This window comes from Streptomyces sp. NPDC025784 (assembly GCF_055558435.1).
In genome coordinates, this window is record NZ_JBVHMN010000018.1 from 151,823 (window position 1) to 176,798 (window position 24,976).

The 24,976-nt window shown below is 69.3% G+C and carries 18 protein-coding genes; 10 read left to right on the forward strand and 8 right to left on the reverse strand.

The genetic code is table 11. The features are described 5' to 3' along the window. Positions 1-24: 24 nt before the first annotated feature. Complete coding sequence (locus ACZ4IF_RS33375) at positions 25-234, reverse strand: DUF397 domain-containing protein (protein WP_467569638.1); 210 nt, start codon at positions 232-234, stop codon at positions 25-27. Continuing rightward, positions 231-1,085 (reverse strand): helix-turn-helix domain-containing protein, encoded by an 855-nt coding sequence (locus ACZ4IF_RS33380; protein ID WP_467569641.1) that lies wholly within the window; start codon positions 1,083-1,085, stop codon positions 231-233. Before ACZ4IF_RS33380 ends, ACZ4IF_RS33375 begins: the two co-directional genes overlap by 4 nt. A 134-nt stretch (positions 1,086-1,219) precedes the next feature. On the opposite strand from ACZ4IF_RS33380, the gene ACZ4IF_RS33385 reads away from it, so the two are divergent. The 4 genes from ACZ4IF_RS33385 to ACZ4IF_RS33400 all read left to right on the forward strand — a co-directional run bounded on the left by ACZ4IF_RS33385 (position 1,220) and on the right by ACZ4IF_RS33400 (position 4,870). Further along, the gene (locus tag ACZ4IF_RS33385) at positions 1,220-1,675 is read left to right on the forward strand and encodes an ATP-binding protein (RefSeq protein WP_467569644.1); all 456 of its coding nucleotides are present in this window, start codon (positions 1,220-1,222) and stop codon (positions 1,673-1,675) included. 264 nt (positions 1,676-1,939) lie between these two features. Continuing rightward, positions 1,940-2,890 carry a helix-turn-helix domain-containing protein gene (locus tag ACZ4IF_RS33390; protein ID WP_467569647.1) on the forward strand — a complete coding sequence of 317 codons (951 nt, stop codon included), beginning with the start codon at positions 1,940-1,942 and terminating at the stop codon, positions 2,888-2,890. 60 nt (positions 2,891-2,950) lie between these two features. Then, entirely contained in the window at positions 2,951-3,547 is a 597-nt protein-coding gene (locus ACZ4IF_RS33395) for a Uma2 family endonuclease (protein ID WP_467569650.1), read from the forward strand. Positions 3,548-3,619: 72 nt separating this feature from the next. Next, positions 3,620-4,870 carry a cytochrome P450 gene (locus tag ACZ4IF_RS33400; protein WP_467569652.1) on the forward strand — a complete coding sequence of 417 codons (1,251 nt, stop codon included), beginning with the start codon at positions 3,620-3,622 and terminating at the stop codon, positions 4,868-4,870. Between the two features lie 92 nt (positions 4,871-4,962). On the opposite strand, the gene tuf is transcribed toward ACZ4IF_RS33400, so the two are convergent. From tuf to rpsL, 4 genes are all read right to left on the reverse strand, one after another. Beyond that, positions 4,963-6,156, reverse strand: a complete 1,194-nt coding sequence (gene tuf / locus ACZ4IF_RS33405) for an elongation factor Tu (protein ID WP_028805102.1) — start codon at positions 6,154-6,156, stop codon at positions 4,963-4,965. A 144-nt stretch (positions 6,157-6,300) separates the two neighbouring features. Continuing rightward, entirely contained in the window at positions 6,301-8,427 is a 2,127-nt protein-coding gene (gene fusA, locus ACZ4IF_RS33410) for an elongation factor G (RefSeq protein ID WP_467569656.1), read from the reverse strand. 39 nt (positions 8,428-8,466) lie between these two features. After that, entirely contained in the window at positions 8,467-8,937 is a 471-nt protein-coding gene (gene rpsG / locus ACZ4IF_RS33415) for a 30S ribosomal protein S7 (protein WP_003998848.1), read from the reverse strand. Positions 8,938-8,939: 2 nt separating this feature from the next. Continuing rightward, a complete protein-coding gene (rpsL, locus tag ACZ4IF_RS33420; RefSeq protein ID WP_003948652.1) occupies positions 8,940-9,311 on the reverse strand; it encodes a 30S ribosomal protein S12 in 372 nt (123 codons plus the stop codon). A 401-nt stretch (positions 9,312-9,712) separates the two neighbouring features. On the opposite strand from rpsL, the gene ACZ4IF_RS33425 reads away from it, so the two are divergent. The 6 genes from ACZ4IF_RS33425 (at position 9,713) to ACZ4IF_RS33450 (ending at position 17,215) form a co-directional block, all read left to right on the forward strand. Continuing rightward, the gene (locus tag ACZ4IF_RS33425; RefSeq protein ID WP_467569659.1) at positions 9,713-10,414 is read left to right on the forward strand and encodes a Crp/Fnr family transcriptional regulator; all 702 of its coding nucleotides are present in this window, start codon (positions 9,713-9,715) and stop codon (positions 10,412-10,414) included. Between the two features lie 444 nt (positions 10,415-10,858). Next, on the forward strand, positions 10,859-11,722 hold the full coding sequence (locus tag ACZ4IF_RS33430) for a hypothetical protein (RefSeq protein WP_467569661.1): 864 nt from the start codon (positions 10,859-10,861) through the stop codon (positions 11,720-11,722). A 149-nt stretch (positions 11,723-11,871) separates the two neighbouring features. Beyond that, positions 11,872-13,971 carry a hypothetical protein gene (locus ACZ4IF_RS33435; RefSeq protein ID WP_467569663.1) on the forward strand — a complete coding sequence of 700 codons (2,100 nt, stop codon included), beginning with the start codon at positions 11,872-11,874 and terminating at the stop codon, positions 13,969-13,971. Positions 13,972-13,974: 3 nt separating this feature from the next. Next, positions 13,975-15,360: a PE-PGRS family protein gene (locus ACZ4IF_RS33440; protein ID WP_467569666.1), complete on the forward strand. Its 1,386-nt coding sequence runs from the start codon at positions 13,975-13,977 to the stop codon at positions 15,358-15,360. Continuing rightward, a complete protein-coding gene (locus tag ACZ4IF_RS33445) occupies positions 15,357-15,884 on the forward strand; it encodes a Pycsar system effector family protein (RefSeq protein WP_467569669.1) in 528 nt (175 codons plus the stop codon). The genes ACZ4IF_RS33440 and ACZ4IF_RS33445 overlap by 4 nt, the downstream gene beginning before the upstream one ends. Before the next feature lie 353 nt (positions 15,885-16,237). Then, the gene (locus tag ACZ4IF_RS33450) at positions 16,238-17,215 is read left to right on the forward strand and encodes a M48 family metalloprotease (RefSeq protein WP_467569671.1); all 978 of its coding nucleotides are present in this window, start codon (positions 16,238-16,240) and stop codon (positions 17,213-17,215) included. An 81-nt stretch (positions 17,216-17,296) separates the two neighbouring features. Here ACZ4IF_RS33450 and ACZ4IF_RS33455 read toward each other — a convergent pair whose 3' ends face one another. Together ACZ4IF_RS33455 and rpoB are read right to left on the reverse strand one after the other, a co-directional pair. Beyond that, a complete protein-coding gene (locus ACZ4IF_RS33455) occupies positions 17,297-21,196 on the reverse strand; it encodes a DNA-directed RNA polymerase subunit beta' (RefSeq protein WP_345656191.1) in 3,900 nt (1,299 codons plus the stop codon). A 94-nt stretch (positions 21,197-21,290) separates the two neighbouring features. Then, positions 21,291-24,776 (reverse strand): DNA-directed RNA polymerase subunit beta, encoded by a 3,486-nt coding sequence (gene rpoB, locus ACZ4IF_RS33460; protein ID WP_095936034.1) that lies wholly within the window; start codon positions 24,774-24,776, stop codon positions 21,291-21,293. Between the last annotated feature and the right edge of the window lie 200 nt (positions 24,777-24,976).

Below are 24,976 nucleotides of genomic sequence, written 5' to 3' on the forward strand. Positions count from 1 at the left end.
CTGAGGACGCCGGGGGGCAAGTGATCAGTTCCCCGAGGCGAAGGTCACGAAGTCCGCCCACGCGGTGGGGGCGAGGGCCAGGCGGGGGCCCTGGGGGTCCTTGGAGTCGCGGACGTGGATGGTGGTGGGGGTGGGGGCTATCTCGACGCAGTCGCTGGGGTTGCTGCTGTCGCTGTAGCTGCTCTTGAACCACTCCAGGTCGGAAGCATCCCCCGACGAGGTCTCCCTGATCATGTTTCTCCCAGTGCCTGCTCGATGAAGGCCAGAGACTCCCCTGGCGAGAGAGCTTGGGCCCGGATGATGCCATACCGCAGTTCGAGGATCCGGAGCTGCTTCGGGTCGGAGACCGGACGCCCGCCGAACTCGTCGTCAGTACGTCCCACGGCAGTGCCATCTCCGAACTTCAGCACCTGGATCCGCCCAGCGGCTCCGGGATGATTCGCACGGACCGTGGGCATTACCTGGAGTTCGACGTGTGGCAACTGCGCGACCTCCAGCACGTGTTCGAGCTGTCGGCGCAACACCATTGTGCCTCCGACAGGGCGGCGCAGGGTCACCTCCTCCTGGACAAAGCTGAGTTCAGGCGCGGGTGACCGGTCGAAAATGGAGCCCCTGGCCAGGCGGGCGGCAACCGCCCGCTCCAACTCGTCCGGGGACAGCGTGGGCCGCCATGTTCCGAACAGTGCCCGCGCATACTCCTCCGTCTGCAACAACCCATGGATGTTGTGGTTGCTGTACAGCTGAAGCTCGACCGCCCGCTCCTCCAGCATCTTCAGCTCGCGCACCTTCTGCGGATACCGAGCCTTCTCCATGTCCTCCTTGAACGCCCTGATGAGCCCGCCCGCGTTCAGGACCTCGTCCGCCCTGTCCAGGAACTCCGCCCGCGGAATCCGCGCCCCACGCTCCACCTTCCGGACCAGGTCCTCGCCGTACCCGATGGCCTGCCCGAAGTCGATGACGCGCATCCCCGCGGCCTCTCGCCGGAGCCTGATCTGCCGCCCCGTCGCCTCCACCACCGGAGCGATCTCGTCCTCCGGGCTGACATCCCACCCGGGCTCGTCCACACCCTCGCTGCTCACACCCACCCACCTCCAACGCCCACGCGTACCCGTACGGCACTCAGGACAGCCAGGACAGACCAGGACAACGACCGGACAATCCCTGTACGCACAGGCGTCACCGCAGCTCAGACTAGGCACGCTCCGCCACGCTGAGTGACGTGAATCAGGAAACCGCCGGGCCTGCCGCCCAACTCGTCGAACCCGTCCGCAACTTCAGCCTGCTGCTGTCCCCCACGCCACGCGGCGCCCGCCTGGCCCGGCTGCTCGCCACCGAGCAACTCCGTTCCTGGGAGCTCCCGTTGCACCCGGCGGAGCACATCGTGGCCGAGCTGGCGGCCAACGCGGCGGCCCATGGCCGCGTGCCCGGCCGGAACTTCCGGCTCTCGCTGTACGTCGTCGGCGACACCCTCCGCATCGAGGTGACCGACACCCGGGGCGACCGACTCCCCCGGGTCGGCACGGCAGCGCCCGACGCCGAGTCCGGCCGAGGTCTGCTCCTCGTGGACGCGCTCGCCGACCGTTGGGGCACGACGCCCGGGCCCGCCCCGCGCAAGACCGTCTGGGCCGAGCTGACCCTCGTACCGGCCGGGTCGCGGTCCATCGCGTCACGGTGAACGGGGACGCGGCGGCACGCGACATCACGTCTTCAAATCCCCGAGGGAAATCCCCCGCCCAACCCCACCAACCTCCCCGTCGCCGCCCGTCACCCGTACGAGTGGCGATCACCAACTCGCCCGGATTCATCGCCGGTTGTCGGGCATATGCTCGCCGCGACAACCGCACACCGCTCTGCGCACCGCAGACATGCGACGGCCCCCGGCCGGGACTGGCATCCCGATCGAGGGCCTGACCACCGAGGAAGAAAGCACCCCTTCCCGGTGGACAGGCAAAACCCTAGCGCGCCCTCGCGCGCCCAGTCCCCCGTTCCCGGGGCGATTGACCCGACTGTGACCGGCCGCCCGGCGGCCGCCAGCACCGGCCCCAGCTCTGGCGTGGCCCACGTCAACGTCCGCCACACCACCCGCTACACGGTCATCGGCAACCACCTCGCTCAGCACCGTGAGCTGTCCCTCACGGCGATCGGCCTCGCCACCCACATCCAGTCACTGCCCGCCGGTGCCCGCGTCGGCATCAAGGCGCTCGCCGACCGTTTTCCCGAGGGCGAGACCCGGATCGCGGCGGCCCTGCGGGAGCTGGAGGCGTACGGCTACCTGGCCAGGAGCCGCGAGCGTCTGCCCAGCGGCCGGATCGTGACGCACACGGTGTCGTACAACCAGCCGAAGGGCTTACCCGTCCCAGAGGTCCCAGAGCCCGCACCCACACCCGCGCCGGCTCCCCCAGCGGGGCCCGCCCCTGTACTCCCGGCTCCCAAAGCCCCACCGGAAGCGCCGCCCCCGCCCGCTCCCACACCTCCCGAGCCCCGCCGTCCCAAGCCCCCACTCCCCGAACCCCGCAGCCAAGACCTTCCCCGCCACCGCACCGCCACCGCCCTTCTGGGCGACCTGCACCGCCACGACTCCCGCCTGCTGCTCGCCGAGCGCGACGTGCGCCGCCTTGCCCCGGCCGTCGCCGCCTGGCTGGAACGCGGCGTCGCCCCGGAAGCCGTGCAGCGCACGCTGACCGCGGGTCTCCCCCATGAACCGCTCCGCCACCCGGCCGCGCTCCTGGCCCACCGCCTGACAGGGCTGCTCCCGCCCCCCTGCCGTCCAGCCCCGGCCCGCCCGCACCCCTTCCAGACCTGCGACACCTGCGACCGCGCTTTCAGATCCCCCGAACCGGGCCACTGCCGCGACTGCCGCACCGACCCCGACGTCATGGAGGCCGCCTAGCATGAACGTGACGACCCTTGCCCCTGGGCAGAGACGACGAGGAGCGCTGGAGCGCACGCCATGAGCATCGCCCCGGACGACGCGCGGCGGGACACCCACCACCTGTACCGGACGATGCGGGAGTTCGTTCAGTCGATGGACGACACCCTTCCCGGCAAGTTCGAGATCACCAAGGAAGGGATCGTCCACGACATGGCGTCGCCCGTGAAGCAGCACGAACTCACCGCGCTGCGCCTCCGGAAACGCCTCGAGAAGGTCATGCCGGAGGACCTCGTGGCTCACACGGGCACACCGGACGTGGAGGACGTACCCGAGGGCATCATGCGTCACCCCGACGTGATGCTGATCGCCGAGGCCGACATGGAGGGGAACGGCTCCTTCGACCCCCGCACGCTCATCGCCGCCGTCGAAGTCGTCTCCTGCTCCAGTCCGGACAACGACTGGGTGGGCAAAGTACGGGACTACCCCCTGCTGGGTATTCCGCTGTACGTGATCTTCGATCCACGCACGGGCTCGGGCGCGGTGCTCTCCGACATCCACGAGACACCGATCGGCCCGCGCTACGCCACCCGCAAGGACTTCGTGTACGGCGAGGACGTCACCATCGCCGACTGGACGATCTCGACCGAGGACCTGCCGCGCTACCCGGAGGGCTGACGCCCGGAGTAGGAAATCCGTCTGGAGCACTCCCCCGCGACAGCGCGCCGCAGGGCACTCGATCGTGGACCCATGGCAGAAGACACCACCACCCTGGCCGGACCGCCCGACGGACAGCCCGACGAGGGGTCGCTTCCTCCCGTGCGGGACTGGCCGGACGTCGGGACGAACGCGACCGACTTCGACCCGGTGCTCGCGGAGCTGATGCGGGAGGGACCGCTGACCCGGATCCGGCTGCCGAACGGGGAGGAGGACTGGGCGTGGCTGGCGACGCGCTACGACGACGTCAAGATGATCACGAACGACGCGCGGTTCAGCCGCGCCGAGGCGTCCGTACGGCAGTTCACCCGGCTGGCGCCGCACTTCGCGCCCCGGCCCGGCGCGCTGGCCTGGGCGGACCAGCCGGACCACAACCGGCTCCGTCGCGCCGCCTCGACCGCCTACACGGTGAGCGCGGTACGGCGGCTGCGCCCCCGTGCCCAGGAGATGCTCGACGAGCTGGTCGACGCGATGGTCCAGGACGGGCCGCCCGCCGACCTGGTCGAGCGGGTGCTCGAACCCTTCCCGATCTCCGTGGTGTGCGAGGTCATGGGCGTCCCCGCCGACGAGCGCCGCAAGGTGCACGACTGGACGCAGGAGATCATCTCCACCGCGGGCGGCGCCGATGCCTCCGAGCGCGCCAAGAAGGGCCTGTTCGGCTGGATCGCGCAGGCCGTCCGCGACCGCGCCGACAGTGGCGGCCAGGACGTGCTGTCGCTGCTCGGCGCGGCGGTGAAGAGCGGTGAGCTGCGGCACGAGGAGGCTGTCAGCGTCGCCGGCCCGCTGCAGATCGGCGGTGAGGCGCTCACCCACAACAGCGGCCAGATGTTCTTCCTGCTGCTGACCCGGCCCGAACTGCTGGAGCGGGTGCGCGAGGACCCCGCGTCGCGCCCGGCCGTCGTCGAGGAACTGCTGCGCTACATCCCGCACCGCACCGCGGTGGGCCTCCCCCGCATCGCCCTGGAGGACGTCGAGATCGGGGGCGTCCGCGTCCGCAAGGGCGACCCGGTCTACGTGTCCTACCTGGCCGCCAACCGCGATCCGTCGGTCTTCCCGGATCCGGACCTCATCGACGTCGACCGGGACGCCGGCGCGCACATGGCGTTCGGCAACGGCCCGCACTACTGCACGGGTGCCGTCTTCTCCCGCATGCAGATCGAGCTGCTGCTCGACACCCTGCTGGAGCGCCTGCCCGGACTGCGGCTGGCCGTACCCCCGGACGAGGTCCCGTTCCGGCGGCGCACGATGATCCGCGGTCCAAAAGCCCTGCCGATCGCCTGGTAGACGGGACGGAGAGAACAGCGGAAGGGCCCGTACGACCGAAGTCGTACGGGCCCTTCCAGGAGCTCTGTCAGGAGCTACCAGGTCGGATCAACTTACTTGTTGATCTTGGTGACCTGGCCGGCGCCGACGGTCCGGCCACCCTCACGGATGGCGAACTTGAGGCCCTCCTCCATGGCGACGGGCTGGATGAGCTCGACCTTCATCTCAGTGTTGTCGCCCGGCATGACCATCTCCGTGCCCTCGGGGAGGGTCACAACACCGGTCACGTCAGTCGTACGGAAGTAGAACTGCGGACGGTAGTTGTTGAAGAACGGCGTGTGGCGGCCACCCTCGTCCTTGGACAGGATGTAGGCCTGGGCCTCGAACTCGGTGTGCGGGGTGACCGAGCCCGGCTTGATGATGACCTGGCCGCGCTCGACGTCCTCGCGCTTGATGCCGCGGAGCAGCAGACCGACGTTCTCACCGGCCTGGCCCTCGTCGAGCAGCTTGCGGAACATCTCGATGCCGGTGACCGTGGTGGTGGTCTTCTCCGGCTTGATGCCCACGATGTCGACGGTCTCGTTGACCTTGAGGACACCACGCTCGATACGGCCGGTGACGACCGTACCGCGACCGGTGATCGTGAAGACGTCCTCGATCGGCATCAGGAACGGCTTGTCGACGTCACGCTCGGGCTGCGGGATGTTCTCGTCGACGGCCTTCATCAGGTCGAGGACGGACTGGCCCCACTCCTTGTCGCCCTCAAGGGCCTTGAGCGCCGAGACCTTGACGACCGGCAGGTCGTCGCCCGGGAACTCGTACTCGGAGAGAAGCTCACGAACCTCGAGCTCGACGAGCTCCAGGATCTCCTCGTCGTCCACCATGTCGGCCTTGTTCAGGGCGACGACGATGTACGGAACGCCGACCTGGCGGGCCAGGAGCACGTGCTCCTTGGTCTGCGGCATCGGGCCGTCGGTGGCGGCAACCACGAGGATGGCGCCGTCCATCTGCGCCGCACCCGTGATCATGTTCTTGATGTAGTCCGCGTGACCGGGGCAGTCGACGTGGGCGTAGTGACGCGTCTCGGTCTGGTACTCGACGTGCGCGATGGAGATGGTGATACCGCGCTGGCGCTCCTCAGGAGCCTTGTCGATCTGGTCGAAGGCCGAGGCCTCGTTCAGGTCCGGGTACGCGTCGTGCAGCACCTTGGTAATGGCGGCCGTGAGGGTCGTCTTACCGTGGTCAATGTGACCGATGGTGCCGATGTTGACGTGCGGCTTAGTCCGCTCGAACTTCGCCTTCGCCACTGGGGTCCTCCTGTGGAGTGGTTCTGTACGCCTTACTCATCGGCGCCAGGGTGATCTTTGCTGGGGTGCCGCCCGCCGGGGTTCTTCCCTGGGGTCGGAACCCCGGCGTTCGGTGTCAAGCCTAAAGCGTGTAAACGGGGTGCGTTACTCGCCCTTGGCCTTCGCGATGATCTCCTCGGCGACGTTCCGCGGAACCTCGGCGTAGGAGTCGAACTGCATCGAGTAGCTTGCGCGACCCGACGTCTTGCTGCGGAGGTCTCCGACGTAGCCGAACATCTCCGAGAGGGGCACGAGGCCCTTCACGACGCGGGCACCGGCCCGCTCCTCCATGGCCTGGATCTGGCCACGGCGGGAGTTGATGTCGCCGATGACCTCACCCATGTAGTCCTCGGGCGTGGTGACCTCGACGGCCATCATCGGCTCAAGGAGCACGGGGGACGCCTTGCGCGCGGCCTCCTTGAAGGCCTGCGAACCGGCGATCTTGAACGCGAGCTCGGAGGAGTCGACCTCGTGGTAGGCACCGTCGAGAAGCGTGACGCGGACGCCCGTCATCTCGTAGCCGGCGAGGATGCCGAACTGCATGGCCTCCTGCGCACCGGCGTCGACCGAAGGGATGTACTCCTTCGGGATGCGACCACCGGTCACCTTGTTCACGAACTCGTACGAGGCGTCGCCGCCCTCGATGGGCTCGATCGCGATCTGCACCTTGGCGAACTGACCGGTACCACCGGTCTGCTTCTTGTGGGTGTAGTCCACGCGCTCGACGGCCTTGCGGATCGTCTCGCGGTACGCGACCTGCGGCTTGCCGACGTTGGCCTCGACCTTGAACTCACGGCGCATGCGGTCGACCAGCACCTCGAGGTGCAGCTCGCCCATACCGCCGATGATGGTCTGGCCGGTCTCCTCGTCCGAGTGAACCTGGAAGGAGGGGTCCTCCTCCGCGAGACGCTGGATGGCGACACCCAGCTTCTCCTGGTCACCCTTGGACTTGGGCTCGATGGCGACCTGGATGACCGGCGCCGGGAAGTCCATGGACTCCAGGATCACCGGGCTCTTGTCGTCGGACAGCGTCTCACCGGTGGTGGTCTGCTTCAGGCCCATGACGGCGACGATGTCGCCGGCGCCCACCGACTCGATCTCCTCACGCTTGTTCGCGTGCATGCGGTAGATCTTGCCGATGCGCTCCTTCTTGCCCTTGACGGAGTTCAGCACGGCGGTGCCGGACTCCAGGCGGCCCGAGTAGACCCGGACGAAGGTGAGCTTGCCCAGGTGCGGGTCGCTCATGATCTTGAACGCGAGGGCGGAGAGCGGCTCGTCGTCGGACGGCTTGCGCTTGACGACCAGCTCCGGGTCCTTCACGTCGTGGCCCTCGATGGCCTCGACGTCAAGCGGAGTCGGCAGGTAGCGCACGACCGCGTCGAGCAGGGGCTGAACGCCCTTGTTCTTGAACGCGGTGCCACAGAACACCGGGGTGACCGTGGTGTCGTTGGACTTGCCGGACGCGATGGTGATGCGACGGATCGCGGCGTACAGCTGCTCCTCGGTGGGCTCCTGGCCCTCGAGGAAGAGCTCCATGATCTCTTCGTCGTTCTCCGCGACGGCCTCGACCAGCTTGCCGCGCCACTCCTCGGCGGCCTCGGTGTGCGTGGCCGGGATGTCGACGACGTCGTACATCTCGCCCTTCGCCGCCTCGGCGGACCACACGAACGCCTTCATGCGGACCAGGTCCACGACGCCCTTGAAGTCGGCCTCGGCGCCGATCGGAAGCTGCATGACGAGCGGCTGGGCGCCCAGGCGGTCCGAGATCATGTCCACGCAGCGGTGGAACTCGGCGCCGGTACGGTCCAGCTTGTTCACGAAGCAGATGCGCGGCACGCCGTAACGGTCGGCCTGACGCCACACCGTCTCGGACTGCGGCTCGACACCGGCGACACCGTCGAACACCGTGACGGCACCGTCGAGGACGCGCAGCGAGCGCTCCACCTCGACCGTGAAGTCGACGTGGCCCGGGGTGTCGATGATGTTGATCGTGTAGTCGTTGTCCTCAAGCGGCCAGTGACAGGTGGTGGCAGCAGAGGTGATCGTGATGCCACGCTCCTGCTCCTGCTCCATCCAGTCCATGGTGGCAGCGCCGTCGTGGACCTCACCGATCTTGTAGCTGACGCCGGTGTAGAAGAGGATCCGCTCGGTGGTGGTCGTCTTGCCCGCGTCGATGTGGGCCATGATCCCGATGTTTCGGACCCTGGCCAGGTCAAGTGAAGTGGTAGCCATAAGGCTTCAGTCTTCTCTCGGTCTCGATGTGGGTAGCGACTACCAGCGGTAGTGCGCGAAGGCCTTGTTGGACTCGGCCATCTTGTGGGTGTCCTCGCGCTTCTTCACGGCCGCACCGAGGCCGTTCGAGGCGTCGAGAAGCTCGTTGAGCAGACGCTCGGTCATGGTCTTCTCGCGACGGGCGCGGGAGTAGCCGACCAGCCAGCGCAGCGCCAGGGTGTTGGCGCGGCCGGGCTTGACCTCGACCGGCACCTGGTAGGTGGCGCCACCGACACGGCGGGACTTGACCTCGAGGGTCGGCTTGATGTTCTCAAGAGCGCGCTTCAGCGTGATGACCGGGTCGTTGCCGGTCTTCTCGCGCAGGCCCTCCATGGCGCCGTAGACGATGCGCTCGGCGGTGGAGCGCTTGCCGTTCAGCAGCACCTTGTTGATCAGGGAGGTGACAAGAGGAGAACCGTAGACCGGGTCGATGATGACCGGGCGCTTCGGGGCGGGGCCCTTACGAGGCATTCTTACTTCTCCTTCTTGGCGCCGTAGCGGCTGCGGGCCTGCTTGCGGTTCTTGACACCCTGGGTGTCAAGCGAACCACGGATGATCTTGTAGCGAACACCCGGCAGGTCCTTCACACGGCCGCCGCGCACGAGCACGATGGAGTGCTCCTGCAGGTTGTGTCCCTCACCCGGAATGTAAGCGGTGACCTCGATCCCGCTGGTCAGACGCACACGCGCGACCTTACGCAGGGCCGAGTTCGGCTTCTTCGGGGTGGTCGTGAACACACGCGTGCAGACGCCACGACGCTGAGGGGAACCCTCGAGTGCGGGCGTCTTGTTCTTCTCGACCTTGTCCTGCCGGCCCTTACGGACCAGCTGCTGGATCGTAGGCACTACTTCTCCGGTTTCTGTGTGCCGAATGGTGAAGCTAACCTGGAACGTCACCGACCCACGCGGTCGGGTGTGTCGAAACTGCTGACTTCCGCCGCGAGGCGAAAACGGCGCAGATTACGGTGGCCGCGCACGGCACCCCTTGCGGTTGAAGGCACGCACGGGGGCCAGGGCACACCCCAGGCACAAGGTCTGAGCGTACCTACCTCACGGACTTCGGTCAAAACAAATGCCGTGGGGCCCGACACGCCGGACTTCTCCCGCTTGTGCTCGGGCTTCTTCCTGACGTATGGCGTCGCCCACCGGTGAATGTCCCCGATTCGCCGCACCCGGCATGCAGCGGATGAGTACGTTGATCGGTTGCTGTGCATCGGCCGCAGAGCCGATCGGGGGACGGGGGATTCATGACGACTGCGCACTTACCCGGCGACGAGGGCCTGGACGACCGGGTGCCGTTCCTGGCGCGGCTGGAGGGCGAGGACCGCTCGGCCCTGCTGGCCCTCGGCCACGAGCTCTCCTTCGTGCCCCGGACGGTTCTGCTGCACCAGAGCGAGCCGTCCTCGCACGTGCTGATCGTGACGCACGGCTGGACGAAGGTCACCGCTGCCGCCGCCAACGGATACGAGGCGCTGCTCGCGCTGCGCGGGCCCGGCGACATCATCGGCGAGTCCGCCGCGCTGACCGGGCGTCCCCGGTCGGCCACGGTCACCGCGCTGGAGCCGGTCCGCACCGTCGCCGTCGTCCGTGAGCACTTCACGGAGTTCCTCGCCCGCTCGCCCGCCGTCTCCTTCGCGCTCCTGGGTCTCACCTCCGACCGCACCCGCGCTGCCGACCGCCGCCGCCTGGAGTTCGCCTCCATGAGCGTCCGCGAACGCTTCGCGGCCCTTCTCCTCGACCTGGCCCGCACCAACGGCCACCGCACCGAGGAGGGCATCGAACTCTCGGTCCCCCTCAGCAAGCAGGAGCTCGCCGGCTCCGTGGGGGCGTCCCGCGAGATGGTGCAGCGCCTGCTCAAGGAACTCCGCGAGCGCGGAGCGGTGGTGACCGGCCGCCGCGCCATGGTCATCGTCCGCATGGACGTACTCCGCCGCATCGCCGGCCGCTGACCAGGGGCTGCCTCGGCCTCCGGGCCGTCCGGCGCATGCGGGCGGGGCCGCGGGCGCTCCCCCGGCTCGTGCGGCTGTTGCGGAGGGGGCCGGCTACCACCCGGTGCGTGGCAGCTCGTCCGGGGGCCTGGGCCCCGGTACGTGCGGCTTCGGTCGGGTCCAGGGCACCCGGCGTACGTGGCGGTGCGGTGATTCACCACCTCCGCCCCTACCCGTCCCGTCGTCCTGGGGCTGCCGCCCCCAGGCCCCCGCAGCGGCCTGGACGGCCTCGTCCTCGAACGCCGGACGGGCCGGACCGGACGGGCCGGAACTGGGTCCGGTGGCTCGCCCCCAGCCCCCTTCTGTGCACACGGTCACAGTTCGACTGGGCAATCCGTCCTCACACCCGCCCCGGGCGCACCGCCACGCTGCATGACTGGCGATGCCACCCACCGGAAGGCGACCATGACCGACCCCGTGAGCCGGACGATCCTCCTGCTCGACATCGAGAAGTACAGCGACCGGGACGACGTCGAGCAGGCCTACCTGCGGCGCATGCTCTACGACATCACCGACCGTGTCCTGGAGAGCGCGGGCATCGACGAACGGCTCCGCCTCCGCGCGGACCGCGGCGACTCCGTGATGGAGCTGATCGACGCCAACGCCTCGGTCACGGCGCTGCTGCGCGCCCTGCTCACCGAGGTCCCCGCCCAGCTCCGCTCGGTCAACCGCATGGCGTCGAGCTCCGCGCAGATCCGTCTGCGCGGTGTCGTCGCCACCGGGTACGTCGCCGTCGACGACCACGACGGCTGGGTCGGCTCCGACCTGAACCACGCCTGCCGTCTCCTCGACGCCCGCCTGCTGCGCGCCGCCCTGCGGGAACGGCCGGACGACTTCGCGCTGTGCGTGTCGGAGGGCGTGCACCAGGGGATCGTGCGCCACGGCCATCACGGCATCCCGGCGCAGGACTTCCACCCGGTGACGGTGGACAGCAAGAACGGCCCGCTGCGGGCCTGGCTGCACGGGCCGGTACCGCACGCGGACGGCGACCACGACCACAGTGAGAAGGGGGGAGTCCCGGCGCCGGGCGGCTCGGGGGAGAGCCCGGCGCCGGGCGCGGCCGCGCCCGAGACCGGAACCCCCGCAACCGGGATCCCCGCACCGCAGGCAGCCCCCGCGGCTCCGGCCCCCGGAGGCGTGGTCTTCAACTTCAACGGCGGCGCCCCCCGCTTCGGCGGCAGCCTCGTCACCGGGGACCAGCACGGCGTCTCCGGCGGCCAGGTCACCGGAGACGTGCACCAGGGCGGGTCCGGGGGTGAGTCCGCGTGACGGTGCCCCCACCCCCGGCACCGGCCCCCGACGGCGTACCACCGGCGGACGCGCGCCAGCCGGGAGCACGGACCGTGCCGAGCGGTCCGACCGGGCGGGAGGGACCCGACGGAGCGCCGGCCCCGGAGGGACCCGCGGAGCCGGACCCGGTGCACGACCGCCACGACGTCGGCGAGCCCGAGGAACGTACCCAGGAAGCGCGGGCCGCCCAGCGCGAACTCGTCGCGCACACCCCGGGCTTCATCTTCGGCGAGGCCGCCTCCTTCGGCGGCAGCCTGGTCGGCGGTGCGCAGCACGGGGTGTCCGCCGGCGGGTCCGCCCGCGACGTGTTCATGGGCGGCAAGACGGAGATCCATCACCACGGCCCGGCCGCCCCGGCGGCGCACGCCTCGGGCGAGATCCCCCGGCAGCGGCTCGACACGCTCGCCGACGTCTTCGCCGAGGGCCCCGCCTTCGCCCCCGCCCTGGCACGCCTGCGTGAGGAACGCGTCCTCGTGCTGTCGGGCGCCCACTCGACCGGGCGCAACGCCGCGGCGCTCATGCTTCTGCACCGCATCGGTGTCCCCGCCGTGCACGCGCTGTCCTCCGAGACGAGCCCGGCGGCGCTGGGCGCGTGGCCCTTCTCCCCCGGCGGCCACGTCCTGCGCGACCTGCCGCTCAGCCGTAACCGGCCGCTGCGGGAGGCCCAGTTGTACGCGGCCCGCGACCAGCTCAGGAAGGTCGACGGGTACCTGGTGGTGACCGTCGAGAACTCCCCGTTCCTGCTCGGGACCACGCCCGTGCTCTGGGAGCCGCCCGAGCCGGCCGCCGTACTGCGCGCCCATCTGTCCGGCCCGCGCGCCGGAGGCACCGGCCGGTCCGTCACCGAGGTGGAGGCACTCCTGGACCTGGGCCCCGTACGGGACTTCCTGTCCCGGGACGCCCACCGTCCCGCGGAAGCCGCCCGGTTCGCCGTGGAAGTGGCCGGCTACGACGGCAGCGAGGAGGCCGAGGCGCGGCTCGCGGACTTCGGTCAGGCCGCGGTGGAGCAGCAGTGCCGGGAATGGCTGAGCGACCCGGAGACCACTCTGCGGGACAAGGCATTCCTGATCTCGCTGGCCGTCTTCGACCAGGCGCCGTACGTCCTGGCGGCGGAACTCGCGGACCGGCTGTACGTCCACTTCCAGCGCTTGCAGCATCCCGAACAGCCGCCGGAGATCCCGCTGTTCGGGCTCTCCGCCGAGACCCGCCTGGAGCGGGCCCGAGCCACGGGCGAGCTGCGCGCCGAGGCGACCGAATGGGGGTCCGTACCCCAGTACACGGCGTACTTCCGCAAGGAGGACACACCGCGCGTGCTGCTCACCGAGGTGTGGACGGGCCACCCCTCGGCCCGGCCCGCACTGGTGGCCTGGCTGAAGGAGCTGGCCCGCGACGCCCGTCCGGTCGTGCGGACGAGGGCCGCGGCGGCCACCGCGCTGCTCGCGCACGCGGACCTGCCGTCGGCGGTGGCACTGCTGATCGACGGCTGGGCCGTCTCGAAGTCCTTCGGCCCCCGGGTCACCGCCGCGAATGCGCTCACGCTCGCGCAGCTCCTCGACGCGCCCGTCGTCCTCCGCCTGCTCACCCGGTGGTGCACGGATTCCCACTGGGCCCGCCGCTGGACCGCGATCCGCGCCTTCGGCCTGCTCACCCCGTTGCGTCCGGACCTCGCGGGGCCCGCGCTCAGCGCGCTCGCCACCCGCGCCCGTGCCGGGGACAGCAGTCGTGCGGAGGAGAACAACCTCGTCGAGTCCACCGCCCTGCTGCTCTCGGTGGGCGCGCGGCGCGGAGAGATGCTCTCCGAGCTGGTGCGGCTGCTGCACCACGACACGGCGTCGGTCCGCGCGCTCGCGCTGGGCGCCTTCGTCCGCGCCTGCGACAACGGCGAGGAGGGCGCACTCGTCGAGTGGTACGCCGACACCGGCATGTACGAGGCCGACTCGGCCCGCGACCTGGCCACCCTCTGGCGCACCGCACTCGGCGACCGCGCCCACACCCGGGCCACCCTGAACGCCCTGCACACCTGGGTGCACGTCGCCGAGCGGCGGACCGACGCGGCCCAGGCGCTGGAGTTCCTGCTGCCCGCGCTGGTGGTGACCGCCGACGACCACCGGCGCCTTGCCCACGAGCTGCTCGCGCTGCGTGCCCCCGACGGCGGCCCGCGCCCACCGATCGCCGACCGGCTGCTCGGCGTACTCGTCCCCTCCCCTACGGATCCATCGAGGAGCTGAACCATGGCGGAGTTCCGCCGTCAGCCGGAGTGGCAGCAGGACGCCGACCGGCACACGACGCTGATCGACCCGGTGCTCACCGTCCGTCCGATCGCGCGTTTCGACTACACAGCCCGCAGGCCGGTCACCGCGATCGACCACGCCCTGGTCTTCGTGACCGCCAAGGGCGCCTACGACGTGTTCGTCCCGCCGCACCGGCCGAGTCGTTCGGACGCGGCGGCCCGCCGCTACACCTCGGTGTACGAGGTGGACATGGGCAGCCATCCCGTGCAGCTGGAGCTGGAACTGCCCAGCGACGACGACGCGTTCTCCTTCGGCGCCACGGCCGATCTGACCTGGCGGGTCTCGGACCCGGTCGCGTATGTGGCGAGCGGTGAGCGTGACGTGCCCACACGGCTGACGCGTGAGCTGCACCGGCTCGCCCGGCCGGTCAGCCGCGGCTTCGCCGTCGAGGACAGTCCGTCCGCCGAGCGGGCCGTCCAACAGGCGGTCGCGGCAGGCGGCTTCGCGGCGGGCACCGGTCTCGCGGTGACGTGTGTCGTACGACTGCGGCTGGACGACGAGGCGATCGCGCACCGGCAACGGCAGCGCAGCCTGCGCTACGAGTCGGAGATGCTGGACCCCGAGCACGAGTTCCGGCTCCGTCAGGCCCGGCTCCAGCACGAGTGGGACGTGCTGCGCCAGCAGCAGAACCACCAGCTTGTGGCCGAGAAGATCAACTTCTACCAGTACCACCTCCAGCACGGCGGCGTCGGCGCCTGGGCGCTGCACCTCGCCCAGCATCCCGAGGACACCCAGCTGGTCGTCGGCTCCATCCAGAAGGACCAGCTGTCCATCATCAGGGCGCAGCTGGAACTCATCGCCGGGGACAGCCTGGAGGACTACCAGAAGGCGGAGTCGGCGCGTTCGACCCTGCGGGCCGTCGACGACCTGATCGAGCAGCAGCAGGCGCCGCCGGAGCCGCGGGACGGACAAGGGGCGCTGCCCCCGGGCGCGTCTCCCGGGCAGCCCTACGTCCCTCCGCAGCCGCCGTACCCGGGAGCGGCGCCGCAGCAGGTACCCCAGCAGCCGTACGCGGACCAGCCTCCGTACGCCGGTCAGTCTCCGTACACGGGTCAGCCTCCTTACGCCGGCGGTCACGTGAGCGCCGGTCAGACGCCGCCGCCTCCCGTACAACCGTACGGTGCCGCGCCGCAGGGCCCGCCTCCTGTGCCGCGGTACGCGACCGAGCCGCCGTTCGGTGCCCCGGCCCCCGCGGCCGCCCCGTACGGCGCCTCGCCCCATGCCGCGGCCGGACCGGCCCCCGCGGTCCCGCCGCCGCCCGGCGCGTCGGGCGGGCCCGCTCCCGTCGCTCCGCCGAACGACGCGCCGGAGGGTGGGCCCGCGTGACCGGTCCCGGCACCCTTCCGGGCACCACGCCCGCACTCGGCGCCCGTACCGCCGAACGGCTGCTCACCGAGCTGCGCGGCGAGATCGCCCGCGCCGACAGCAAGGCGTCCGTGCTGGTCGCGGCCCTCGGCACGACGGCCGGGGTGTTCAGCGCCCTGCTGGCCGGGCGCGACTGGACACCGAGGGCCCTGTCCGGCGCAGGCACCGCCCTGTGGTGGGCCGGGGCCGCGGCTCTGGCGCTCTCCCTGTTCGCACTGCTGCTCGCCGTCCTGCCCCGTTACCGCAGTGGCACCTGGGCCCCCGGCCGGCCGCTGTGCTACTTCGGCGACATCCAACAGGCCGCACGCGAGAGCCAGTTGGCCACCGCCTTGGCCGACACCGACCGTGACCCCGCCGCCGGACTCTCGGCGGCCCTCGTCGAGACCAGCCGTATCGCCGCCCGCAAGCACCAGTGGATCCGCACGGGCCTGATCGCCTTCTGCGCCGGTACGGCACTGCTGCCCACCGCGCTGCTCGTCGGCTGACGTCCCCGCACTCGAAGGAGCACCTAATGACCCAGCCACCCCCGGGCCCGACGCCGCCGGAGCCCCGGTATCCCGGCGCGGCCACTCCGCCACCCCAGTACCCGGGAGCCGCCGCGCCCGCACCGCAGTACCCCGGAACGGCCGCTGCCCCACCGCAGTACCCGGGAGCCGCCGTGCCCCCGCCCGCGTATCCCCAGGCCCCTCACCCCCAGGCCGCGTATCCGCAAGCCCCTCACCCCCAGGCCGCGCCGCCGCAGTGGGCGTACCCGCCGGCAACCCCCGCGCCGCACCAACAGGGGACACCGTCCCCGGCCCCCGGGTATCCCGGTCACGTCCCGGGGCCCGCCCCCTTCGTGCCACGGCCCGCCACCGGGCCCGACGATCTCGACTACCGCCACCAGGGTTCCCGTGTCCATGTCGCGGCCCATCAGCGGGGCGCCGACGCCACCGCGATAGGACAGCTGGCGACCCAGATCCCGGGTTTCCTGGTGAGCCTCGCCGTGGTCACCGCGATCGCCGTACCGCTGTTCGGCACGGCGCTGGGCTGGCTGGTCGTACTGGCCTGGCTGGCCTCGGGAGCCCTCGTGTTCCACCGGCCCACCGAGCTGCTGTTCGCCCGGCGCGTGCTCAAGCTGCGGGCGCCGCTGGCCGAGGAGCGGGCCCGCCTGGAACCCGTCTGGCGCGAGGTCACCGCCCGCGCGGGCATCGAGGCGCACACCTACGAGCTGATGGTGGAGAACAGCGACGACCTCAACGCCGTCGCGGCCGCCGGCCATGTCGTCGGCGTCACCACCTACGCGCTGAACCGGATCCCGAGCAGCAACCTCGCCGCGGTCCTCGCCCACGAGCTCGGCCATCACACCGGCGGTCACGCCTGGGCCGGACTCCTCGGCTACTGGTACTCGCTGCCCGGCCGGATCGCCTGGGCGCTGACCCGGGGGATCGCCAGGATCGCGCTCGCCGTCGCCGGTGTGTTCTCGCTCGCCGCGACGGGCCTCCTGGTCCTGTTCATGGGGATGTTCGTGGTCGCCGGGTTCGTCGTCGCCTGGTACATCACGATCCCCCTCGTCATCGCGCCCTACCTCCTCGCCTACGCGGGACGGCTGGGCGAGCTCCGCGCGGACCAGCAGGCCGCCGCCCTGGGCTTCGCCCGCGAAATGGCGGAGGTCCTGTACCACTTCCAGGCCGAGGAGGACGCGGCGAAGGCGCACGCCGCGGCGCAGGGCCGCAAGCTCAAGGAGCCCGGCGGACTGGCGAGACTGCTGTCCACCCACCCCGACAGCCCCACACGTCTGCGGGCCCTGGAGCCGTACCTGTATCCGTCGCACTAGCGCGGACCGACGGGACCGGACCCGGACACGCCGAAGGGCGGCCACCCCCGCGAGGGAGTGGCCGCCCTTCGGACTGCCCGCTTACTGGTTGTACGGACCGTAGTCGTAGTCCTCCAGCGGAACGGCCTGGCCGGAGCCCGTGCCGAACGGCGAGTAGTCGATGTCGTCGTAGCCGACGGCCGAGTACATCGCGGCCTTGGCCTCCTCGGTCGGCTCGACCCGGATGTTGCGGTAGCGGGACAGACCCGTACCGGCCGGGATGAGCTTACCGATGATGACGTTCTCCTTGAGGCCGATGAGGCTGTCGGACTTGGCGTTGATCGCCGCGTCCGTCAGAACTCGGGTCGTCTCCTGGAAGGAGGCGGCCGACAGCCAGGACTCCGTCGCCAGCGAGGCCTTGGTGATACCCATGAGCTGCGGACGACCCGAAGCCGGGTGACCACCCTCCTGGACCACACGACGGTTCTCGGTCTCGAACTTCGAGCGCTCGACCAGCTCGCCGGGCAGCAGCTCCGCGTCGCCCGACTCGATGATCGTCACACGGCGCAGCATCTGCCGGATGATGATCTCGATGTGCTTGTCGTGGATCGACACACCCTGCGAGTTGTAGACCTTCTGGACCTCGCCGACCAGGTGGACCTGGACGGCACGCTGACCCAGGATGCGCAGCACGTCGTGCGGGTTGGTGGCACCCACGGTGAGCTTCTGGCCCACCTCGACGTGCTCGCCCTCGCTGACCAGGAGTCGGGCACGCTTCGAGATCGGGAACGCCGTCTCGTCGCTGCCGTCGTCCGGGGTGACGACGATCTTCTTGGTCTTCTCGGTCTCCTCGATCCGCACGCGGCCGGAGGCCTCGGAGATCGGGGCGACACCCTTCGGGGTACGGGCCTCGAAGAGCTCGACGACACGGGGCAGACCCTGGGTGATGTCGTCACCGGCCACACCACCGGTGTGGAAGGTACGCATCGTCAGCTGGGTACCGGGCTCACCGATGGACTGGGCGGCGATGATGCCGACCGCCTCACCGATGTCGACCAGCTTGCCGGTGGCCAGCGAACGGCCGTAGCACATGGCGCAGGTGCCGACGGCGGACTCGCAGGTCAGGACCGAGCGGGTCTTGACCTCCTCGATGCCGTGCTTGACCAGCTCGTCGATGAGGACGTCGCCCAGGTCGGTGTTGGCCGGGGCCAGCACCACGCCGTCGACGACGATGTCCTCGGCCAGCGCACGTGCGTACACGCTGGTCTCGACGTTGTCCGCCTTGCGCAGGACGCCGTCCGCGCCGCGCTCCGCGATGTGCAGCTTGAGGCCACGGTCGGTGCCGCAGTCCTCCTCGCGGATGATGACGTCCTGGGAGACGTCGACCAGACGACGGGTGAGGTAACCCGAGTCGGCGGTACGCAGAGCGGTGTCCGCCAGACCCTTACGGGCACCGTGCGTGGAGATGAAGTACTCCAGCACGGACAGGCCCTCACGGAAGGACGCCTTGATCGGACGCGGGATCGTCTCGTTCTTCGCGTTCGACACCAGACCACGCATACCGGCGATCTGACGCATCTGCATCATGTTTCCTCGGGCACCCGAGTCAACCATCATGAAGATGGGGTTCGTCTTCGGGAAGTTCGCGTTCATCGCCTCGGCAACCTCGTTGGTCGCCTTGGTCCAGATCGCGATGAGCTCCTGCGTGCGCTCGTCCTTGGTGATCAGACCGCGCTCGTACTGCTTCTGGACCTTCTCGTCCTGCGCCTCGTAGCCCTTGACGATCTCCTTCTTCGCCTCGGGAACGACGATGTCGGAGATGGCCACGGTGACGCCGGAGCGGGTCGCCCAGTAGAAGCCCGCCGCCTTCAGGTTGTCGAGCGTCGCCGCCACGATGACCTTGGGGTAGCGCTCGGCGAGGTCGTTGACGATCTCGGAGAGCTGCTTCTTGCCGACCTCGTAGTCGACGAACGGGTAGTCCTCGGGCAGCAGCTCGTTGAAGAGCGCGCGGCCCAGGGTCGTCCGCAGACGGAAGGTGTCGCCGGGCTGCCACTCGGGCTCGCCCTCCTCCTGCACCGGCGGGGTCCAGCCGCGCGGCGGGATGGTGCCCACCGGGAAGCGGATGTCCACGCGCGACTGCAGCGAGAGCTCGCCGGCGTCGAACGCCATGATCGCCTCGGCCGCGGAGCCGAAGGACCGGTCCTCGCCCTTGACGTTACGCAGCGCGCCGTCGGTGGTCAGGAAGAACAGACCGAGGACCATGTCCTGGGTCGGCATCGTGACCGGGCGGCCGTCGGCCGGCTTGAGGATGTTGTTCGAGGACAGCATCAGGATGCGGGCCTCGGCCTGCGCCTCCGCGGACAGCGGAAGGTGCACGGCCATCTGGTCACCGTCGAAGTCCGCGTTGAACGCGGTGCAGACGAGCGGGTGGATCTGGATGGCCTTGCCCTCGACCAGCTGGGGCTCGAAGGCCTGGATGCCGAGGCGGTGCAGCGTGGGCGCACGGTTCAGCAGAACCGGGTGCTCGGCGATGACCTCTTCGAGGACGTCGTACACGACCGTGCGGCCGCGCTCGACCATCCGCTTGGCGCTCTTGATGTTCTGCGCGTGGTTCAGGTCGACCAGGCGCTTCATCACGAACGGCTTGAAGAGCTCCAGCGCCATGGCCTTGGGCAGACCGCACTGGTGCAGCTTCAGCTGCGGACCGACGACGATCACGGAACGCGCGGAGTAGTCCACACGCTTACCGAGCAGGTTCTGACGGAATCGACCCTGCTTACCCTTCAGCATGTCGCTGAGGGACTTCAGCGGACGGTTGCCGGGGCCCGTCACCGGGCGACCACGACGGCCGTTGTCGAAGAGGGCGTCGACCGCCTCCTGGAGCATGCGCTTCTCGTTGTTCACGATGATCTCGGGCGCGCCGAGGTCGAGAAGCCGCTTCAGGCGGTTGTTGCGGTTGATGACACGGCGGTACAGGTCGTTCAGGTCGGAGGTCGCGAAGCGGCCACCGTCCAGCTGCACCATCGGACGCAGGTCCGGCGGGATGACCGGCACGCAGTCGAGCACCATGCCCTTGGGGCTGTTGCTGGTCTGCAGGAACGCGGAGACGACCTTGAGGCGCTTGAGCGCACGGGTCTTCTTCTGGCCCTTGCCGGTACGGATGATCTCGCGGAGGCGCTCGGCCTCCTCCTCCAGGTCGAAGGACTCCAGGCGCTTCTGCAGCGCCGCGGCACCCATCGAGCCGTCGAAGTACGTGCCGAAGCGGTCACGCAGCTCGCGGTAGAGGAGCTCGTCGCCCTCCAGGTCCTGGACCTTGAGGTTCTTGAAGCGGGTCCACACCTCGTCGAGACGGTCGATCTCGCGCTGCGCGCGGTCGCGCAGCTGCTTCATCTCGCGCTCGGCGCCCTCGCGCACCTTGCGGCGCACGTCGGCCTTGGCACCCTCGGCCTCGAGCTCGGCCAGGTCGGTCTCGAGCTTCTTGGCGCGGGCCTCGAGGTCGGCGTCGCGGCGGTTCTCGATCTGCTGACGCTCGACGGAGACGTGGGCCTCCAGCGAGGGCAGGTCGCGGGTGCGGCGCTCCTCGTCGACGTACGTGATCATGTACGCCGCGAAGTAGATGACCTTCTCCAGGTCCTTCGGGGCGAGGTCGAGCAGGTAGCCGAGGCGCGACGGAACGCCCTTGAAGTACCAGATGTGGGTGACGGGGGCGGCCAGTTCGATGTGGCCCATCCGCTCACGGCGCACCTTGGCGCGCGTGACCTCGACGCCACAGCGCTCACAGATGATGCCCTTGAAGCGGACACGCTTGTACTTGCCGCAGTAGCACTCCCAGTCCCGGGTCGGACCGAAGATCTTCTCGCAGAAGAGTCCGTCCTTTTCGGGCTTGAGGGTGCGGTAGTTGATGGTCTCGGGCTTCTTGACCTCGCCGTGGCTCCACTGACGGATGTCGTCAGCGGTGGCCAGGCCGATCCGGAGCTCGTCGAAGAAGTTGACGTCGAGCACTATGCGTCAATCCCTCTCAGGGTCGTAAGTCTTGGGGTCTGATACGGGGGTCCTGGGGCCGGCCGGGTTCTTGTCGAACCCGGCCGGACTCCCGTCAGACCTCTTCGACGCTGCTCGGCTCGCGCCGGGACAGGTCGATGCCGAGCTCCTCCGCCGCGCGGAAGACGTCCTCGTCGGTGTCACGCATTTCGATGGACATACCGTCGCTGGACAGCACCTCCACGTTCAGGCAGAGAGACTGCATCTCCTTGATGAGCACCTTGAAGGACTCGGGGATGCCGGGCTCGGGGATGTTCTCGCCCTTGACGATGGCCTCGTAGACCTTCACGCGGCCGGTGACGTCGTCGGACTTGATGGTCAGCAGCTCCTGGAGGGCGTACGCGGCGCCGTAAGCCTCGAGCGCCCACACCTCCATCTCACCGAAGCGCTGGCCACCGAACTGGGCCTTACCACCCAGCGGCTGCTGGGTGATCATCGAGTACGGACCGGTCGAACGGGCGTGCAGCTTGTCGTCGACCAGGTGGTGCAGCTTGAGGATGTACATGTACCCGACGGAGATCGGGTCCGGGAACGGCTCACCGGAGCGGCCGTCGAACAGCCTCGCCTTACCGGTCGGGAGCACCATGCGCTCGCCGTCGCGGTTCGGGATGGTGTGCTGCAGCAGGCCCGCGAGCTCGTCCTCACGCGCACCGTCGAAGACCGGGGTGGCGACGTTGGTGCGCGGGGCGACCTGGTCGGCACCGATGGCCTGCAGGCGCTGCGCCCACTCGTCGGCCAGGCCGGAGACGTCCCAGCCGCGGCTGGCGAGCCAGCCGAGGTGGATCTCCAGGACCTGTCCCGGGTTCATTCGGGACGGCACACCGAGGGGGTTGAGGATGATGTCGACCGGGGTGCCGTCCTCGAGGAACGGCATGTCCTCGATCGGCAGGATCTTGGAGATGACACCCTTGTTGCCGTGACGGCCGGCGAGCTTGTCACCGTCCGTGATCTTGCGCTTCTGCGCCACGTAGACACGAACCAGCTGGTTCACGCCCGGCGGCAGCTCGTCGCCCTCCTCACGGTCGAAGACGCGGACGCCGATGACCTTGCCGGTCTCGCCGTGCGGCACCTTCAGGGAGGTGTCACGGACCTCGCGGGCCTTCTCGCCGAAGATCGCGCGGAGCAGGCGCTCCTCGGGAGTCAGCTCGGTCTCACCCTTGGGGGTCACCTTGCCGACGAGGATGTCGCCGGCGATGACCTCGGCACCGATGCGGATGATGCCGCGCTCGTCGAGGTCGGCGAGGACCTCCTCGGAGACGTTCGGGATGTCCCGGGTGATCTCCTCAGGGCCGAGCTTGGTGTCACGGGCGTCGACCTCGTGCTCCTCGATGTGGATCGAGGAGAGGACGTCGTCCTGCACGAGGCGCTGCGACAGGATGATCGCGTCCTCGTAGTTGTGACCCTCCCACGGCATGAACGCCACGAGCAGGTTCTTGCCGAGCGCCATCTCGCCGTTCTCGGTCGCCGGGCCGTCGGCCAGGACCTGGCCGGCGATGACCCGGGCGCCCTCGTCCACGACAACCTTCTGGTTGACGGAGGTGCCCTGGTTGGAGCGGGAGAACTTCGCGAGGCGGTACGTGGTGTACGTGCCGTCGTCGTTGGCGGTGGTGATGTAGTCCGCGGAGACCTCCTGGACCACACCGTCCTTCTCCGACTTGAGCACGTCGCCGGCGTCGACCGCGCAGCGGTACTCCATGCCGGTGCCGACGAGCGGCGCCTCGGACTTAATCAGCGGCACGGCCTGACGCATCATGTTCGCGCCCATGAGGGCACGGTTGGCGTCGTCGTGCTCGAGGAACGGGATCATGGCGGTCGCGACCGACACCATCTGGCGCGGCGAGACGTCCATGTAGTCGACGTCGTCACCGGGGACGTAGTCGACCTCGCCGCCACGACGGCGGACCAGGACGCGGGACTCCTCGAAGCGGAGCTCGTCCGTCAGCGGCGCGTTGGCCTGCGCGATGACGAAGCGGTCCTCTTCGTCGGCGGTCAGGTAGTCGACCTCGTCGGTGACGACGCCCTCGACGACCTTGCGGTACGGCGTCTCGACGAAGCCGAACGCGTTGACGCGGCCGTAGGAGGCGAGCGAGCCGATCAGACCGATGTTCGGGCCTTCGGGCGTCTCGATCGGGCACATGCGGCCGTAGTGCGAGGGGTGCACGTCACGGACCTCGAAGCCGGCCCGCTCACGGGACAGACCACCCGGGCCGAGCGCGGACAGACGACGCTTGTGCGTCAGCCCGGACAGCGGGTTGTTCTGGTCCATGAACTGCGACAGCTGGCTGGTGCCGAAGAACTCCTTGATGGAGGCGACGACCGGCCGGATGTTGATCAGGGTCTGCGGCGTGATCGCCTCGACGTCCTGGGTCGTCATGCGCTCGCGGACGACGCGCTCCATACGAGCCAGACCCGTGCGGACCTGGTTCTGGATGAGCTCGCCGACGTTGCGCAGACGACGGTTGCCGAAGTGGTCGATGTCGTCGGTCTCGACGACGATCGACGTGCCGTTGTCACCGACGGTCTCGGTCTCACCGGCGTGCAGCTTCACCAGGTACTTGATCGTCGAGATGATGTCCTCGACGGTCAGGATGCCGGCGTCGAGCGGGGCGTCGCCGCCCAGCTTCTTGTTGACCTTGTAGCGGCCGACCTTCGCGAGGTCGTAGCGCTTCGGGTTGAAGTAGAGGTTCTCGAGCAGCGTCTGCGCGGCCTCACGCGTGGGGGGCTCGCCCGGACGCAGCTTGCGGTAGATGTCGAGCAGCGCGTCGTCCTGGCCCTGGGTGTGGTCCTTCTCCAGGGTGGCGCGCATGGACTCGTACTCGCCGAACTCCTCGAGGATCTGCTCGGTCGTCCAACCGAGGGCCTTGAGCAGGACGGTCACGGACTGCTTGCGCTTGCGGTCGATGCGCACACCGACCATGTCGCGCTTGTCGATCTCCATCTCCAGCCAGGCGCCCCGGGACGGGATGACCTTGGCCGAGAAGATGTCCTTGTCGGACGTCTTGTCGATGGAGGAGTCGAAGTAGACGCCCGGCGAGCGGACGAGCTGCGACACCACGACACGCTCGGTGCCGTTGATGACGAAGGTGCCCTTGTTGGTCATGAGCGGGAAGTCGCCCATGAAGACCGTCTGGGACTTGATCTCGCCGGTCTCGTTGTTGGTGAACTCGGCGGTGACGAAGAGCGGGGCCGCGTACGTGAAGTCGCGCTCCTTGCACTCGTCGATGGAGTTCTTCGGGGGCTCGAAGCGGTGGTCGCGGAACGTCAGCGACATCGACCCGGAGAAGTCCTCGATCGGGGAGATCTCCTCGAAGATCTCCTCCAGACCGGACTTCGTGGGGACGTCCTGTCCGTTGTCCAGAGCCGCCTCGACACGAGCCTTCCACGCGTCGTTGCCGAGCAGCCAGTCGAAGCTCTCGGTTTGCAACGCAAGAAGGTTCGGAACCTCAAGGGGCTCCTTGATCTTTGCAAAGGAGATGCGCAGCGGGGCGGTGCTGGCGCCGTTGTTCGTATTCGCGGTCGAGGCAGTGCGCGAGGCGGCCAAGAGGGGGTCCTTCCGAGGGCTCGGACTCACTACGCGCGTACCGGTCCCATGCTGGACACAGAGAGAGGCCGTTCCCGAATCAGCCGAATAAGGCCAGGTCAGGGACGATTCAATCGTCGGTGCTCATACACAGGCATGCCCCTGGTGACGGGCAGGAGGCAGCTAACAGGCAGCGCAAAGGGTCAGTGTAGCCACTCGGC